Raw genomic sequence first — 13627 nt, 5'->3', positions numbered from 1 at the left:
CGGATATGGCGAGCGTCGATCTCAAGCTGACGGGCGGAACGGTCCATCTTCCGGGCGGGCCTGCTCAAGTCGATGTCGGCGTCTCCGGCGGCAAGATCGTTGCGATCGGTTCGGTCGGCGATGCGGGCCAGACGATCGACTGCACCGGCCTCGACGTGCTGCCCGGCGTGATCGACAGCCAGGTCCATTTCCGCGAGCCGGGCCTGGAGGCCAAGGAAGATCTGGAAAGCGGCGCGCGGGCGGCGGTGCTCGGCGGCGTGACCGCAGTGTTCGAGATGCCGAACACCAAGCCGAACACCGATTCGGCCGATGCGGTGAACGACAAGCTTGCCCGCGCCAAGCATCGCATGTGGTGCGACCATGCCTTCTATGTCGGCGCGACCGCCGCCAACGCGCCCGATCTGGCCGAGCTGGAGCGGTTGCCGGGCACGGCGGGGGTCAAGATCTTCATGGGCGCCTCGACCGGCGACCTTCTGGTGGCCGAGGACGATCAGCTGGCGCGCGTGCTCGCTTCGGGCCATCGCCGCGTCGCGATCCATGCCGAGGACGAAGCGCGGATGAACGCGCGGATGGGCGAGCGGATCGCGGGCGATCCCTCCTCGCATCCGGTGTGGCGCGACGACGAGAGCGCGATGCTGGCGACCCAGCGCATCCTGCGGCTGGCGCGCGCTGCGCGGCGGCGGATCCATATCCTGCACGTCACTACGCCCGCCGAACTCGAAGTGATCGGCCGGAACAAGGATGTCGCGACGTGCGAAGTCACGCCGCAGCATCTGACGCTGGCGGGCGAGGATGCCTATCCGCGCCTCGGCAGCTTCGCGCAGATGAACCCGCCGATCCGATCGGGGGCGCATCGCGACGGGTTGTGGGAATGGCTGCGTCAGGGCGTGCCCGACGTGATCGGTTCGGACCATGCGCCGCACACGCTGGAGGAAAAGGCGAAGGAATATCCCGCCTCGCCCAGCGGCATGCCCGGCGTCCAGACTTTGTTGCCGCTGCTGCTCAATCATGTCGCCGAGGGGCGGCTGACGCTCCAGCGGCTGATCGACTTGACCAGCGCGGGTCCCCAGCGCGTGTTCGGCATCGTCGGCAAGGGCCGGATCGCGGTCGGCTATGACGCCGATTTCTCGGTGGTCGATCTCAAGTCGCGCTGGACGATCGGGGAAGACTGGCTGGCGTCGCGCTGCGGCTGGTCGCCCTTCACCGGCATGGAGATCACCGGCCGCCCGGTCGGCACGATCGTTCGCGGCAACCGGGTGATGTGGGAAGCGCAGCTTGCCGACGCCGCGATCGGCGAGCCGGTGAAGTTCGAATCGGTCGCGTTCGGATGACCGACGAGACCGGGCGCAAGCGCACCGATTCGGCGTTCCGCGTGATCGCGGCGTCGCCGATAAAGCTCTATGGCGCGCTGACCGATCCGGAAGCGATGGCGGCGTGGCTACCGCCCAGCGGCATGACCGGGCGGATCGAGGCGTTCGATCCGCGTCCCGGCGGCGCTTATCGCATGATCCTGAGCTATCAGGACGACCCCGAGGGTCAGGCCAAGTCGAGCGAGGATTCGGACGTGGCCGAAGGCGTATTCGTCGAACTGGTCCCCGGCGTACGCATGGTCCAGCGCGTCGAGTTCGATTCAAAGGACCCGGCGTTCGCGGGTGCGATGACGATCACCTGGCGGCTCGATCCGGTGGACGAGGGCACGCGGGTTACTGTCACTGCGGAGGATGTGCCCGTCGGCATCCGCAAGAAGGACCATCTCGACGGTCTGCGCTCGACGCTGGAAAATCTGGCCGCGTTCGTCGGCTAGTCAGCGCAGCGCAAGCATCAGGATCGCCGCGGCCTGAAACGCGACGATCAGCCACAGCAAGGTCGAGAAGGGCTGCTTCCGCGTCTTGTGTCGGTAGAGATGCCGCGCAAGCAGCGCGCCGGGCGACCCGCCGATCAGCGCAAGGCCGAGCAACTGGCGTTCGGGAACCCGCCGCGTGCCGATCCGCGCGGCGCGCTTGTCTTGGCGGAAGCGCAGGATCGTCCAGAAATTGATTGCGACGAGCGCAGCGACTGCGAGCACCGGGCCATTCGTCAGAATGGCAGCCAGCGCTTCTTCTCGGTGAACTTCATATAGCCGGCGTTGATGCCGACGCGCCACCCGACGCCCAGCCGGACCGGGATCAGCACCACGTCGCCGCGGCGCAGATAGGTGGCCGAGAAGCCGCCGACCAGAAACACCCGGCCCTCGCCCGCGGGGAAGCGCTTGTACAGCTCCTGGCTGTCGTAGAGATTATAGACCAGCACGAAGACGTTGCTGGCGTCGCCGCCCACGTCGAAGCCGATCGACGGGCCGGTCCAGTAAACCTTCCGCTCGCCTTCCACCTTGTGGAACATCGTGCCCGAGCCGTAGCGCACGCCCAGCGCGATCGCGCCGCCGGCTTCGCGGCCGGCGATATAGGCGTTGGGCTCGCCCTGTTCCTTCAGGATATTCTCGATGATGCCCGCAAGGCCCGATGCGCCCTTGCCGAACACGCCTTCCGCCGCGCCGATCAGGTCGTCGCGCTGGAAGGTGCCGGTTGCCTGCGCACGAGCGCCGACGGCGGGGGCGTTCACTGGCTCGGACGGCGATTGCGGATTGGACGCGGCGGGATCCTGATAGGGATCGTCGGCCGGCTGGGCGGGATATTGCTGCTGCGGCACCGGCGGCGGGGTTTCGATGTCCGAATCGATCTGGGTGTTCGGATCGATCCTCGTCACCTGTGCGCCTGCCGGCACCGCACTCAATCCGAGCGCAGCGCTCGCCGCCCACAGCAACAGCGAACCCAGTCGCATACCCATCCCCACGCAAATTACAGCGGAGAACGCTATGCCCCGCTACCTGACGCGGCAATGAACGGGCGACGACCCGAGTCGAAAACGGGCCGGGGCGGGGTTTTGCGGGGAAGACCGGCCGAAAACGACTTCGTGAGAAATCGACGCAAAGTCCGGTTGAACGATCCGATTCCGCCTTCTATAGGCCCTTTCTTCAAGGCCCTGCCGGAGACGTGGGTGAGTGGCTGAAACCAACGCTTTGCTAAAGCGTCATACGGGAAACCGTATCGAGGGTTCGAATCCCTCCGTCTCCTCCATATCACTCCGCCCGGTGAAACGCGGCAACGAACCCGGAGGGGAGCCGGCGTGATACAGCCTATTCCACGACCTTCGCGCCGCAAGCCTCGCCCCAAGTCGCTGCGCCTGCATGGCACGGTGGCGCGCGAACTGGGCATCCGCATCGTGACCGGCGTGCTGCTGCCCGGCGAATTGCTCGAAGGGGAGATCGCCGCGAGCGAACAGTTCAAGGTCTCGCGCACCGCCTATCGCGAAGCGATCCGGATCCTGGCGGCCAAGGGGCTGGTCAATTCCCGGCCCAAGATCGGGACGCAGGTCAGCCCGCGTACCGCGTGGCACCTGCTCGATCCCGATGTGCTCGGCTGGATGTTCGCCGATATCGCGCCCGATCCCAAGCTGATCGAGGCATTGTTCGAGCTGCGCCGGATCGTCGAGCCCGATGCGGCGCGGCTGGCGGCGCTGCGGCGTACGCCCGAACAGCTCGAGCGGATGCGCGCGGGGCTGGAGGGGGTGGCGAGACACAGTTTCGCGACCGAGGAAGGCCGTGCCTGCGACCATGAATTCCACGCGGCTCTGCTCGAAGCGTCGCATAATGACTTCGTCATCTCGCTGACCAATGGCGTCGCGACCGCGATCGAGCTGACCACCGCGTTCAAGCAGGACAAGCTGCCCGCGCCGCGCGATGCGCTGCCCGTCCATCTGCGGGTGTTCGAAGCGATCGAGGCGCAGGACGCGCAGGTCGCCCATGACGCGATGGCCGATCTGGTCGAGCGGGGCCTCTCCGACACCTTGGAAGCGCGCGGCTGCTGCTAGGTTTTGCGCACGGGGAGTTGAACCCGCAGGCGCTACCCCCTAAATCCGTTGGGCATTCATGTTACCGCTAACTTTTTGCGGATATCCAGGAGGGATCTTGCCATGTCGCTGACCGGCGAATTGTTCATCGCATCGCAGCGGGTAAAGGGCGCAGGCGACGGTTTTCGGGCGGTTTCGCCCGCTACGGGCGCCGAGATCGAGCCCAGCTTCAGCGTCGCGACAGTCGCCGACGTCGAATCGGCGGCGGCCGCCGCCGAAGCTGCATTCCCGGTCTATTCGGCGCTTCCGCGCGGGAAACGGGCCGAATTCCTCGATGCGATTGCTGACGAGATCGATGCGCTTGGCGAAACGCTGACCGAACGCGCGATGGCCGAAACCGGCCTGCCGCACGCGCGCCTGACCGGCGAGCGCGGCCGTACCAGCGGCCAGATGCGGATGTTCGCGCGCGAGCTGCGCCTTGGCGAATATCTCCGCGCCCGCATCGATCACGAGATTCCGGACCGCCAGCCGGCGCGCAAGCCCGACCTGCGCCTGCGCATGGTGCCGCTCGGTCCCGTGACAGTGTTCGGCGCGAGCAACTTCCCGCTCGCCTTCTCCACTGCCGGCGGCGACACCGCTTCTGCGCTGGCGGCAGGCTGCCCGGTGATCGTGAAGGGTCATTCGGCGCATCCGGGTACGGCAGAGCTGGTTGCAGGCGCGATCACCCGCGCAGCCGAGAAGACGGGCATGCCCAAGGGCGTGTTCTCGCTGATCAACGGCCCCGGTAATTCGGTCGGTTCGGCTTTGGTCACCGATCCGCGGATCAAGGCGGTCGGCTTCACCGGCTCGTTCGGGGGTGGCACCCAGCTGATGAAGCTGGCGGCCAACCGTCCGGTCCCGATCCCCGTCTATGCCGAAATGAGCAGCATCAACCCGGTCCTCCTCCTCCCCGCCGCGCTCGAAGCGCGCGCCGAGGCGCTGGCCGCTGGTTTCGTCGGCTCGCTGACGATGGGCGCAGGCCAGTTCTGCACCAATCCCGGCCTGTTGCTCGCGATCGAAGGCCCGGCGCTCGACCGATTCCTGACCGCTGCTTCGGACGGTGTGGGCGGTGCGGCGGCGCAGACCATGCTGACCCCCGGCATTCACAAGGCCTATGAGAGCGGCGTGGCGCGGATGGCATCGGCCCCGGCGTTCAAGCAGCTCGCCGAAGGCAATGAAGCCGGCGGCCTGCATTGCGGCCGCGCGGCTTTGTTCACGATCAGCGCGAAGGATTTCATCGCCGATCCGGAACATGCCGAGGAAGTGTTCGGCGCGACCGCGATGGTGGTGCGCTGCACCGATATCGACGAAGTGCTGGCGGTGCTCGCCTATCTCGAAGGCCAGCTCACCGCGACGCTGCACTTCGACGAAGCCGATACCGACCTCGCGCGCAAGCTGGTGCCGGTGCTCGAGCGCAAGGTCGGCCGCATCCTCGCCAATGGCTGGCCCACGGGCGTCGAAGTGACCGACGCGATCGTTCATGGCGGGCCCTTCCCGTCGACCTCGGACGGCCGCAGCACCTCGGTCGGCACGCTGGCGATCGACCGTTTCCTGCGGCCCGTAAGCTATCAGGACCTGCCCGACGCGCTGCTCCCCGAGGAGCTGCGCGAAAATTACACCGGCGTCCCGCGCCGCGTGGACGGCAAGCCGACGCTTTGAGTGGCGTCGTGATCGAATAAGCGAAAGGCCGGGGAGCGATCCCCGGCCTTTTTCGTCAGAAGGCTTCGGCTTGGTTCGCCGCCGAGCGGAAGCGGAATGCCAGCCGGTGTTCGTAACGTTCGCCTGGGTTCAGGCGCGCCGACGGGAAGTCCGATTGGTTCGGGCTGTCTGGAAACAGCTGCGGCTCGAGGCACAGGCCCTCGCGTGCCGCATATATGCGGCCTGACGTCCCCGGCGGGCCATCCGCCAGATGGTTTCCCGAATAGAATTGCAGGCCCGGCTGGTTCGAATGGAGATCAAGTACGCGGCCCGAGGCGGAGTCGTAGAGCGTCGCCACATGGCCAGTCCTATCGACTACCCAATTGTGATCGTAACCCAGCCCGCGCACGAGTTGCGCGTCATCCTGCGCGATGTCGCGGCCGATGGGCTTGGCCGAGCGGAAATCGAACGGCGAGTTGCGGACCGGACGAAGCGCGCCGGTCGGGATCAGATCCGCATCGACCGGCGTGATGTCGTTCGCGCGGATGCGCAGCCGGTGGTCGAGGATCGACTGGCCGCTATCCTCCCCCGCAAGGTTGAAATAGGCATGATGGGTGAGGTTCACGACCGTCGGCGCGTCGGTCTCCGCGCTCAGCGTGATCGCCAGCCCGTCTTCTTCCATCCGGTACAGCGCTTCCACCTGCAGATTGCCGGGAAAGCCATTCTCGCCATCGGAGCTGAGCAGGGTGAACCGCGCGCTCTCCGCATCGGCATCCGCCAGCACCCAGTCGCGCTGGTCGAAGCCGGGCGCGCCGCCGTGGAGCGTGTTCGGCCCGTCATTGGCGGGCAGGCGATGCTCGGTTCCGTCCAGCACGAAGCGCGCGCCGCCGATACGATTGGCGTAGCGGCCGACCACCGAACCATAGAAGCGCGCGACGCGGCGATAATCGTCCAGATCGCGGCAGCCGAGGACGATGTTCGCCGCCCGGCCGTCACGATCCGGCACCTCGAGACGGCGCAGCGTCGCTCCAAGCGTCAGGAGTTGCGCGCGGAACGGTCCGCGCGCGATCTCGATCGTGTCGATCACTTCGCTCCCGGGCACACCGAATTATTGGGATCGGACACGATCCGTACATCGGCGATGGTGACGCTGAACGGCCCGCTGGCCTGCAGCACGAACGGCGCGGTGACCTTGGTCAGATCGACGCCGTTGGTGGTGTAGCATTTCAGGAAGACCTTGGCGGTCTGCCATCCGTCAGGCTTGGCGAACAGGCTGGTCGCGTCGATCGATCCGGTGTTCGCGCCGCCCTCCATCAGCAGCCGCACCGGGCCGGTGGGCGCGGTATCGACGCGGTAGCTGATCTGGATCGACAGATCGGCATTGGCTTCGCGCGTGAGGTCCAGATCGCCGCCGCCGATCCGGATCGTCGCGGGGCCGGCGGGCCAGGTCAGCCTGACCCCGCCTTCCTGCTGCGCCGGACCTTCGGCCACCGCACGAGTGACGCGGCTGTCGGTCGCGAACGAGAACGGCGCGGGCACCTGCCCGCGCGCGAAGTAAATCGTGGTGTTGGCCAGGCTCGCATCGACCCCGGCATCTTCGTTCAGCTTCGCGACCTTGCCCGGCTTGGCGTAGGACAGGCCATAGCCGAAGGCGAACAGCGGATCGTAATTCGCATCGCCCTTGTTCAGCAGGAACTGGCCGGCGGTCTTGGGCCAGCTGAACGACAGGCGTCCGCGGAAGTCCGTGCGCGGCTTGCCCGATTTGTCGCCGATGATGACGTCGGCGATGCCGCCGCCTTCGGTGCCCGGCAGCCATGCCGCGACGAACGCGTCGGAAGCGTTGAGCTCGGGATTCACCCACATCGGACGGCCTGAGAGGAATACCGCGACGGTCGGGATGCCCTGCGCGCGGAGTTTGGTGAGGGTCGCCAGCGCCTGTTTGTCGCCCGGCTGGAATTCCAGCGTGCGCACGTCGCCGCGCATTTCGGCATAGGGCTGTTCGCCGAACACCACGATCGCGACATCCGGCTTTTTCGCGAAGCTGCCATCGGCGGAAAGCGTCGCGGCGCCCCCATCCTTCTTCACCGCTTCGGCGATGCCGGCATAGATGGACTGGCCATTGGGGAACAGTTCGTTGCCGTTGCCGTCACCCTGCCAGCTCAGCGTCCAGCCGCCGCTCTGCATCCCGATCGAATCCGCGCCGGGGCCGGTGACGAGGATGTTGGCGGTGGATTTGAGCGGCAGCACGCCTTCATTCTTGAGCAGCACGATCGACTTGCTGACCGCTTCGCGCGCCACGGCGCGATGTTCGGGCTTGCCGAGCGCGTCGGTGCCCTCGACCGGGCGCGCCGGATCGAACAGGCCCAGCCGTGCCTTCACGCGCAGGATGCGGCGCACCGCGTCGTCGACGCGCGACATCGGGATCGTGCCGTCGCGGACGTGGCGGACCGTGCTTTCGAACAGGCCCTTCCAGCTGTCCGGCGCCATCGCCATGTCGAGACCGGCGTTGAAGGTCTGCGGGCAATCGGTCGCGGTGCAGCCGGGGATCTGGGCATGGCCGTTCCAGTCGCCGACGACGAAGCCCTGAAAGCCCATCCGGCCTTTCAGCACATCGGTGAGCAGCGACTTGTTGCCGTGCATCTTCACGCCGTTCCAGCTGTTGAACGACGCCATGATCGTCATCGCACCGGCATTGATCGCGCCCGGATAGCCGGCGGCGTGGATGCGGATCAGCGTGACTTCGTCGACCTGGGTATCGCCCTGGTCGATGCCGTCGGTGGTGCCGCCATCGCCGAGGAAATGCTTGGCCGATGCCGCGACATGGCCCTGCTGGATGCGGCCCTGACCGGGCTTGCCCTGCAGCCCCTCGATCATCGCACCCGAATAGCTGGCGACGAGCGCGGGATCTTCCGAATAGCCTTCATAGGCGCGGCCCCAGCGATCGTTCTGCGGCACGGCGAGAGTCGGGCCGAATGCCCAGTCGGGGCCGGCGGCGGCGGTCTCGATCGCAGTGACATGGCCGATGCGGCGGATCAGGTCGGGGTCATTGGCGGCGCCGAGACCGATATTGTGCGGGAAGATCGTCGCGCCGATCACGTTGTTGTTGCCGTGGACCGCATCGACTCCGAAGATCAGCGGGATGGTGACCCGGCCGGGACGCGCTTCCATCGCCACCGCGCGGAAGGCGCGGGTGGTTTCCACCCAGTCCTTCGCGGGTGAGCGATCGTTGCCCGAAAGCGGCGGCGAGTTGCCGCCCGCCAGGATCGAGCCGAGCGGATAGGTGCGCAAATCCTCGGGCTTGATGCTGGCGATATCGGCCTGAATCATCTGGCCGACCTTCTCCTCCACGCTCATCCGCGCGATCAGGCCGTCGATCATCTTTTCGGTCGCGGGATCGAGAAGTCCCTGGCTGGCGGCGGCGGGCCATTTCTCCGGGTCGGCGGTGGTGGGGCCAGACAGCGCTGTCGGTGCATGCTGCGCGATCGCCGGCGCGGCGCAAAAAATCGTGGTGGCCAGCAAGAGCTTCCGCATCATTCTCTCCCAGGGAATTCGTTATCGCTAACAGGATAGCGCGTTGAACGAGGAAATCTAGCGGCGGAGCCGCGCTGCCAGCCATGCGGCGGCAGCATCGGGGCTTTGCTTGCCGGTGTCGCGATCGACCATATAGTTCGCCTGCCGCATATCTTCGACTCGGATCGCGCCGATCAGCGGGCGCAGCGCGGCCTGAAACCGGGCGTCGTTCGCGCGCTTCGGCGCCAGGACGAGGATCGCGTCATAGCCGGGGATCGCGCCCTTGGGATCGGACAGGATCGCGAGTCCGGACGCAGCGATCCGGCCATCGGAGGAGAAGGCGGGGATCACATCGGCTTCGCCGCTGTCGAGCGCCTTGTACATGAAGGTCGGCTGATAGGGGTGGGCGGACTTGAACTTCAGCCCATAGGCGTCGCGCACCGATCGCCATTCGGGGCGTTCGAGGAATTCGATGTCGGTGGCGAGGTTGAGCCCCGGCGCCTGCGCCGCGAGGTCGCTCAGCGAGGTGATGCCGCGCTTGCGGGCATCGTCGCCGCGCATCGCAAAGGCATAGGCGTTTTCGAAGCCGAGCGAGCCCATCGAGTACAGCCCATGCTTGTCGCGCATCCATTTGCCGCTCTGGGCGACGATCGCTTCGCGGCTGGGCACATCGGTGCGGTGCATCTGGTTGGTCCAGACCGTGCCCGAATAGTCGACATAGACGTCGATGCCGTTGCCCGCTGCGGCATTGAACGCCACCGCCGAGCCGAGCCCCTCGCGATATTCGACGGTATAGCCTGCGGCCTCGAGGCGGCTGCCGATCAGCCGGGCGAGGATATATTGCTCGGAGAAGCCCTTGGCGCCGATGACGATCGTGCCCTTGCCGCTGGGCATGGCGGGGGCCAGCGCGATCAGCGTGGCGACCAGCAGCGCGCCCAGACTCCCCCAGACGAGGCGGCGCTTGCGATTGGCGATGCCATGTTCGGCAAGCCCCAGCAGCGCGTCGACGGTGAGCGCGAGGCCCGCGGCGGCGATGCAGCCCGCCAGCACCAGCGTCCAGTTCTGCGTCTGGAGGCCCGCGAAGATCATGTCGCCAAGGCTCGGCTGGCCAACCGTGGTGGAAAGGGTCGCCGCGCCGATCGTCCAGACGGCGGCGGTGCGGATACCGGCCATCAGCACGGGAAGGACCAGGGGCGCTTCGACCAGCCACAGCTTCTGCCACCGCGTCATGCCCATCCCATCGGCAGCTTCCAGCACCGCAGGGTCGAGCGTGGCGAGGCCGGTGACCCCGTTCCGCAGAATCGGCAGCAGCGCGTAGAGCATCAGCGCCAGCAGCGAGGGCAAGAAGCCGAGTGCGGGAATCCCGCCACCGACCAATGCCGAGAGCGACAGCAGGATCGGATAGAAGAGCGCGAGCAGTGCGAGGCTGGGGATGGTCTGGACGAGGCTTGCGAACCCCAGCGCGATCCGCCCGACTGTCCTGTTGCGCGCCGAGAGGATCGCCAGCGGCAGGCTGATCGCGAGGCCCAGCAGCAGCGCAGCGAAGGCCAGCAGCAGATGCTGCGCCAGCAGCTCGGGCACCCGGGCGAAGGCTTCGCTCACGCGCCCAGCTCCGCCAGCCGGTGCGCCTGTTCGCGCGGGATCGCGACCAGCGCCTGTGCTTCGGCGCCACCCTCACCGGCGAGTAGTTCCTTCGGCGTCGCATCCGCCACGATCCGCCCGCCGGCCATCACCAGCACGCGATCGGCCAGCAGCAGCGCTTCGGCCATGTCGTGGGTGACGAGGATCGTGGTGAGTGCCATCCGCTCGTGCAGCGCGCGGATCGCCTTTCCCAGGCCATCGCGCGTCACCGGATCGAGCGCGCCGAACGGCTCGTCCATCAGCATCAGCCCCGGACCGGTAGCCAGCGCCCGCGCCACGCCGACCCGCTGGCGCTGCCCGCCCGACAGCGCGTCGGGCATCCGCGCGGCGAAGTCGGCCGGCAGCTCGACCAGCGCCAGCAGTTCGGCCACCCGTGCGGCCGTATCCTTCTCGCCCGCCAGCTTCAGCCCGATCGCGACGTTCTCGCCCACAGTCATGTGCGGGAACAGGCCGATATTCTGGAAGACATAGCCGATCCGTCGGCGCAGCAGCGGCGCGGGCTGCGCAGCGACCAGCTCCCCGCCGACCAGCACTTCGCCTTCGCTTGGCTCGATCAGCCGGTTGACCGTCTTGAGCAGGGTCGACTTGCCCGATCCCGAAGCGCCGACCAGCGCGACGAAGCTGCCCGCGGCGATCTCCAGCGACACGCCGTCCACCGCCGTTGCAGCAGCATATCGCTTACTGACATTTTTGAAGGTAACGGTGCGGGATTGCTCTGGCATCTCGCAAGGTTGTGCGGGATGGTGGGGCAAAGGTCAAAAAGGGGAGAGGGGCATGGCCAAGGCGGCGTTCATCACCGGCGGTGCGTCGGGTATCGGGCTGGCGGTGGCGAAGGATCTGGCGGCAGACGGCTGGCTGGTCGGACTTGCCGACGTCAACGCAGTGGCGCTGACCGAGGCCAAGGCGGCGATGCCCACCGCCGAAACCTATCAGATGGATGTACGCGACCGCGCGGCATGGGACGCTGCGCTCGCGGCCTTCGCCGAAAAGAGTGGCGGACGGCTCGATTTCTTCTTCAACAATGCCGGGATCGCGGTGGGCGGGCCGCTCGACGTGATGACCGACGACGAGATCGAGCGCGGGCTTTCGATCAATATCAACGGCATGGTCTATGGCGCCCGCGCGGCGCATGCGCTGCTCAAGGCCACGCCGGGATCGGCGATGATCGTCACCAGCTCGGCCGCCGGCATTTCGGGCAATGCCGGCATGTCGATCTACAGCGCAGGCAAATTCGCGATGCGCGGCTTCGCCGAATCGCTGAATGCCGAATGGGCGCCCGAGGGGATCTATGTCGGATCGCTGATGCCCAGCTTCATCGAGACGCCGTTGCTCAACAAGGTCATGCCCGATTCGAACCGCAACGTGCGTGAATCGGTGCGTAGCGCGGGGCTGGAAATCACCCCGGTCAGCGAAGTGGTGAAGACCGTGCGCGGCATCCTCGCCAGCCGCAAGGCGGTCCATACCCGCGTCGGCAAGACCGCGCACCGGCTTTGGTTCATGGCGCGGTGGATGCCGGGAACCTTGCGCAAGCTCTCCGGCAAATCGTTTAAGTAAGGATCACAGCATCCCGTCGATCGCCTGCGCCATCTGGATGTCGCGGATCGAAAGGCCATCGGCGTCGTGGGTGGTGAGGAGGATATCCACCCGGTTCCATACGTTCGACCATTCGGGATGATGGTCCGACTTGTCCGCCAGCAGCGCGACGCGGGTCATGAAGCCGAATGCTTCGTTGAAGTCCTTGAAGACGAATCGGCGCGTGATCGCATCGCGCTCGGCGTCGTGGGTCCATTCGGGCAGTGCCGCCAGCGATTCGCTGCGCAGTCCTTCGGTCAGCCGCGTCACCATCATCGCCTCCTTGCTCTTGGCAGAGCGCACGGCCTATGCCCGGCGACATGAGCGGGCAAGCCCCAGACGCGGCAGCGATCGAACGAATGGCGCGGGAAGCGATGTCGCTGATCCCCGAACCGTTCCAGTCCCATCTGGCCGACGTGGTGCTGATCGTCGAGGAATTCGCCGATGACGAAACGCTCGACGCGCTCGGCATCGAGGATCCGCTTGACCTGACTGGCCTCTATCATGGCCGCCCGATCGGCGAAAAATCCTCGTTCGAATCGGGCGCATTGCCCGATCGCATCCACCTGTACCGCGTGCCGATCCTCTACGAATGGGCGACCGGGGGCGAGATGCTCGAACGGCTGGTGTGGCATATCGTCGTCCATGAGGTCGGCCATCATTTCGGGTTGAGCGACGACGACATCCATGCGCTCGAGGATATGGTCGAGTGAGCCTGCTGGCGTTTCGCGACGTCAGCTGCGCGCGCGGCGGACGAATGTTGTTCGAGGGGCTGAGCTTCGCGGTCGAAGCGGGCGGCGGCTGCCTCGTCACCGGACCCAATGGCACCGGCAAGTCCAGCCTCGTCCGGATCGCGGCGGGGCTGCTCGATCCCGTCGTCGGCGAAGTCGTGTGCGACGACCGGGCGCTGCTCGGCGAAGCCTCGGCGCTCGATCCCGAACTGCCGCTGGACAAGGCGCTCGCCTTCTGGGCCGGGATCGATGGCGGCGACGTCGCGGCCGCGCTGGCGGCGGTCGGCCTGTCCGATCTGGCGCAGGTGCCGGTGCGCTTCCTCTCGACCGGTCAGCGCCGCCGCGCGGGGATCGCGCGGATTGTGGCGAGCGGCGCGAAGCTCTGGCTGCTTGACGAACCCGCCAACGGTCTCGATCTGGCGTCGGTGACGATGCTCGAAGGGCTGATCGCAGCGCATCGCGCGAACGGCGGCGCGGTGCTGGTCGCGACGCACCTGCCGGTGGCGATGCCCGGCGCGGTCGAGGTGGCGCTGTGAACGCAGCCCGTTCCACCGTTCGCCCTGAGCTTGTCGAAGGGCAGCCCTCCTTCTCTCCGGCGGGAGGAAGAAAGA

Annotated in this window: 14 protein-coding genes and 1 tRNA gene; 8 read left to right on the top strand and 7 right to left on the bottom strand. The window is 66.9% G+C overall.

Annotation, left to right across the window (positions count from 1 at the left end):
- The first annotated feature begins 5 nt into the window (after positions 1-5).
- A complete protein-coding gene (locus tag HHL13_RS15315) occupies positions 6-1331 on the top strand; it encodes a dihydroorotase (RefSeq protein WP_169556473.1) in 1326 nt (441 codons plus the stop codon).
- Positions 1328-1804, top strand: a complete 477-nt coding sequence (locus tag HHL13_RS15310; RefSeq protein WP_169556472.1) for an SRPBCC family protein — start codon at positions 1328-1330, stop codon at positions 1802-1804. Before HHL13_RS15315 ends, HHL13_RS15310 begins: the two co-directional genes overlap by 4 nt.
- Here the strand turns inward: HHL13_RS15310 and HHL13_RS15305 are convergent, their stop codons facing one another.
- Both HHL13_RS15305 and HHL13_RS15300 read right to left on the bottom strand, forming a co-directional pair.
- Entirely contained in the window at positions 1805-2065 is a 261-nt protein-coding gene (locus HHL13_RS15305; RefSeq protein WP_346775569.1) for a DUF1294 domain-containing protein, read from the bottom strand. It lies immediately after the preceding gene.
- Between the two features lie 11 nt (positions 2066-2076).
- Complete coding sequence (locus HHL13_RS15300; protein WP_169556471.1) at positions 2077-2817, bottom strand: DUF1134 domain-containing protein; 741 nt, start codon at positions 2815-2817, stop codon at positions 2077-2079.
- Positions 2818-3023: 206 nt separating this feature from the next.
- Between HHL13_RS15300 and HHL13_RS15295 the strand changes: the two genes are divergently transcribed.
- The 3 genes from HHL13_RS15295 (at position 3024) to HHL13_RS15285 (ending at position 5583) form a co-directional block, all read left to right on the top strand.
- A tRNA-Ser gene (locus tag HHL13_RS15295) sits at positions 3024-3113 on the top strand.
- A 49-nt stretch (positions 3114-3162) separates the two neighbouring features.
- On the top strand, positions 3163-3906 hold the full coding sequence (locus tag HHL13_RS15290; protein WP_346775568.1) for a FadR/GntR family transcriptional regulator: 744 nt from the start codon (positions 3163-3165) through the stop codon (positions 3904-3906).
- 102 nt (positions 3907-4008) lie between these two features.
- The gene (locus HHL13_RS15285; RefSeq protein ID WP_169556470.1) at positions 4009-5583 is read left to right on the top strand and encodes an aldehyde dehydrogenase (NADP(+)); all 1575 of its coding nucleotides are present in this window, start codon (positions 4009-4011) and stop codon (positions 5581-5583) included.
- A gap of 55 nt (positions 5584-5638) precedes the next feature.
- Here HHL13_RS15285 and HHL13_RS15280 read toward each other — a convergent pair whose 3' ends face one another.
- The 4 genes from HHL13_RS15280 to HHL13_RS15265 are packed head-to-tail and all read right to left on the bottom strand — an operon-like array spanning position 5639 to position 11435.
- Positions 5639-6649, bottom strand: coding sequence for an aldose epimerase family protein (locus HHL13_RS15280; RefSeq protein WP_169556469.1), 1011 nt, complete (start codon positions 6647-6649; stop codon positions 5639-5641).
- Positions 6646-9093 (bottom strand): glycoside hydrolase family 3 protein, encoded by a 2448-nt coding sequence (locus HHL13_RS15275; RefSeq protein WP_240953723.1) that lies wholly within the window; start codon positions 9091-9093, stop codon positions 6646-6648. Before HHL13_RS15275 ends, HHL13_RS15280 begins: the two co-directional genes overlap by 4 nt.
- A gap of 57 nt (positions 9094-9150) precedes the next feature.
- On the bottom strand, positions 9151-10674 hold the full coding sequence (locus HHL13_RS15270) for an ABC transporter permease/substrate-binding protein (RefSeq protein WP_169556467.1): 1524 nt from the start codon (positions 10672-10674) through the stop codon (positions 9151-9153).
- Positions 10671-11435, bottom strand: coding sequence for an ATP-binding cassette domain-containing protein (locus HHL13_RS15265; protein ID WP_169556466.1), 765 nt, complete (start codon positions 11433-11435; stop codon positions 10671-10673). Before HHL13_RS15265 ends, HHL13_RS15270 begins: the two co-directional genes overlap by 4 nt.
- A gap of 52 nt (positions 11436-11487) precedes the next feature.
- On the opposite strand from HHL13_RS15265, the gene HHL13_RS15260 reads away from it, so the two are divergent.
- Positions 11488-12267, top strand: coding sequence for an SDR family oxidoreductase (locus tag HHL13_RS15260; RefSeq protein ID WP_169556465.1), 780 nt, complete (start codon positions 11488-11490; stop codon positions 12265-12267).
- A gap of 3 nt (positions 12268-12270) precedes the next feature.
- Here the strand turns inward: HHL13_RS15260 and HHL13_RS15255 are convergent, their stop codons facing one another.
- Positions 12271-12558 carry a 4a-hydroxytetrahydrobiopterin dehydratase gene (locus HHL13_RS15255; RefSeq protein WP_240953866.1) on the bottom strand — a complete coding sequence of 96 codons (288 nt, stop codon included), beginning with the start codon at positions 12556-12558 and terminating at the stop codon, positions 12271-12273.
- Positions 12559-12605: 47 nt separating this feature from the next.
- On the opposite strand from HHL13_RS15255, the gene HHL13_RS15250 reads away from it, so the two are divergent.
- Positions 12606-12998, top strand: coding sequence for a metallopeptidase family protein (locus tag HHL13_RS15250; protein ID WP_169556464.1), 393 nt, complete (start codon positions 12606-12608; stop codon positions 12996-12998).
- Positions 12995-13552 carry a heme ABC exporter ATP-binding protein CcmA gene (gene ccmA / locus HHL13_RS15245; protein WP_169556463.1) on the top strand — a complete coding sequence of 186 codons (558 nt, stop codon included), beginning with the start codon at positions 12995-12997 and terminating at the stop codon, positions 13550-13552. The genes HHL13_RS15250 and ccmA overlap by 4 nt, the downstream gene beginning before the upstream one ends.
- Positions 13553-13627 lie beyond the last annotated feature (75 nt).

Origin of the sequence: Sphingomonas sp. G-3-2-10 (assembly GCF_012927115.1) — a bacterium.
In the GTDB taxonomy this organism is placed as follows: Bacteria; Pseudomonadota; Alphaproteobacteria; order Sphingomonadales; family Sphingomonadaceae; genus Sphingomonas.
The sequence above is the reverse complement of the archived record's forward strand: the minus strand, read 5'-3'. Positions and strand labels throughout refer to the sequence as shown.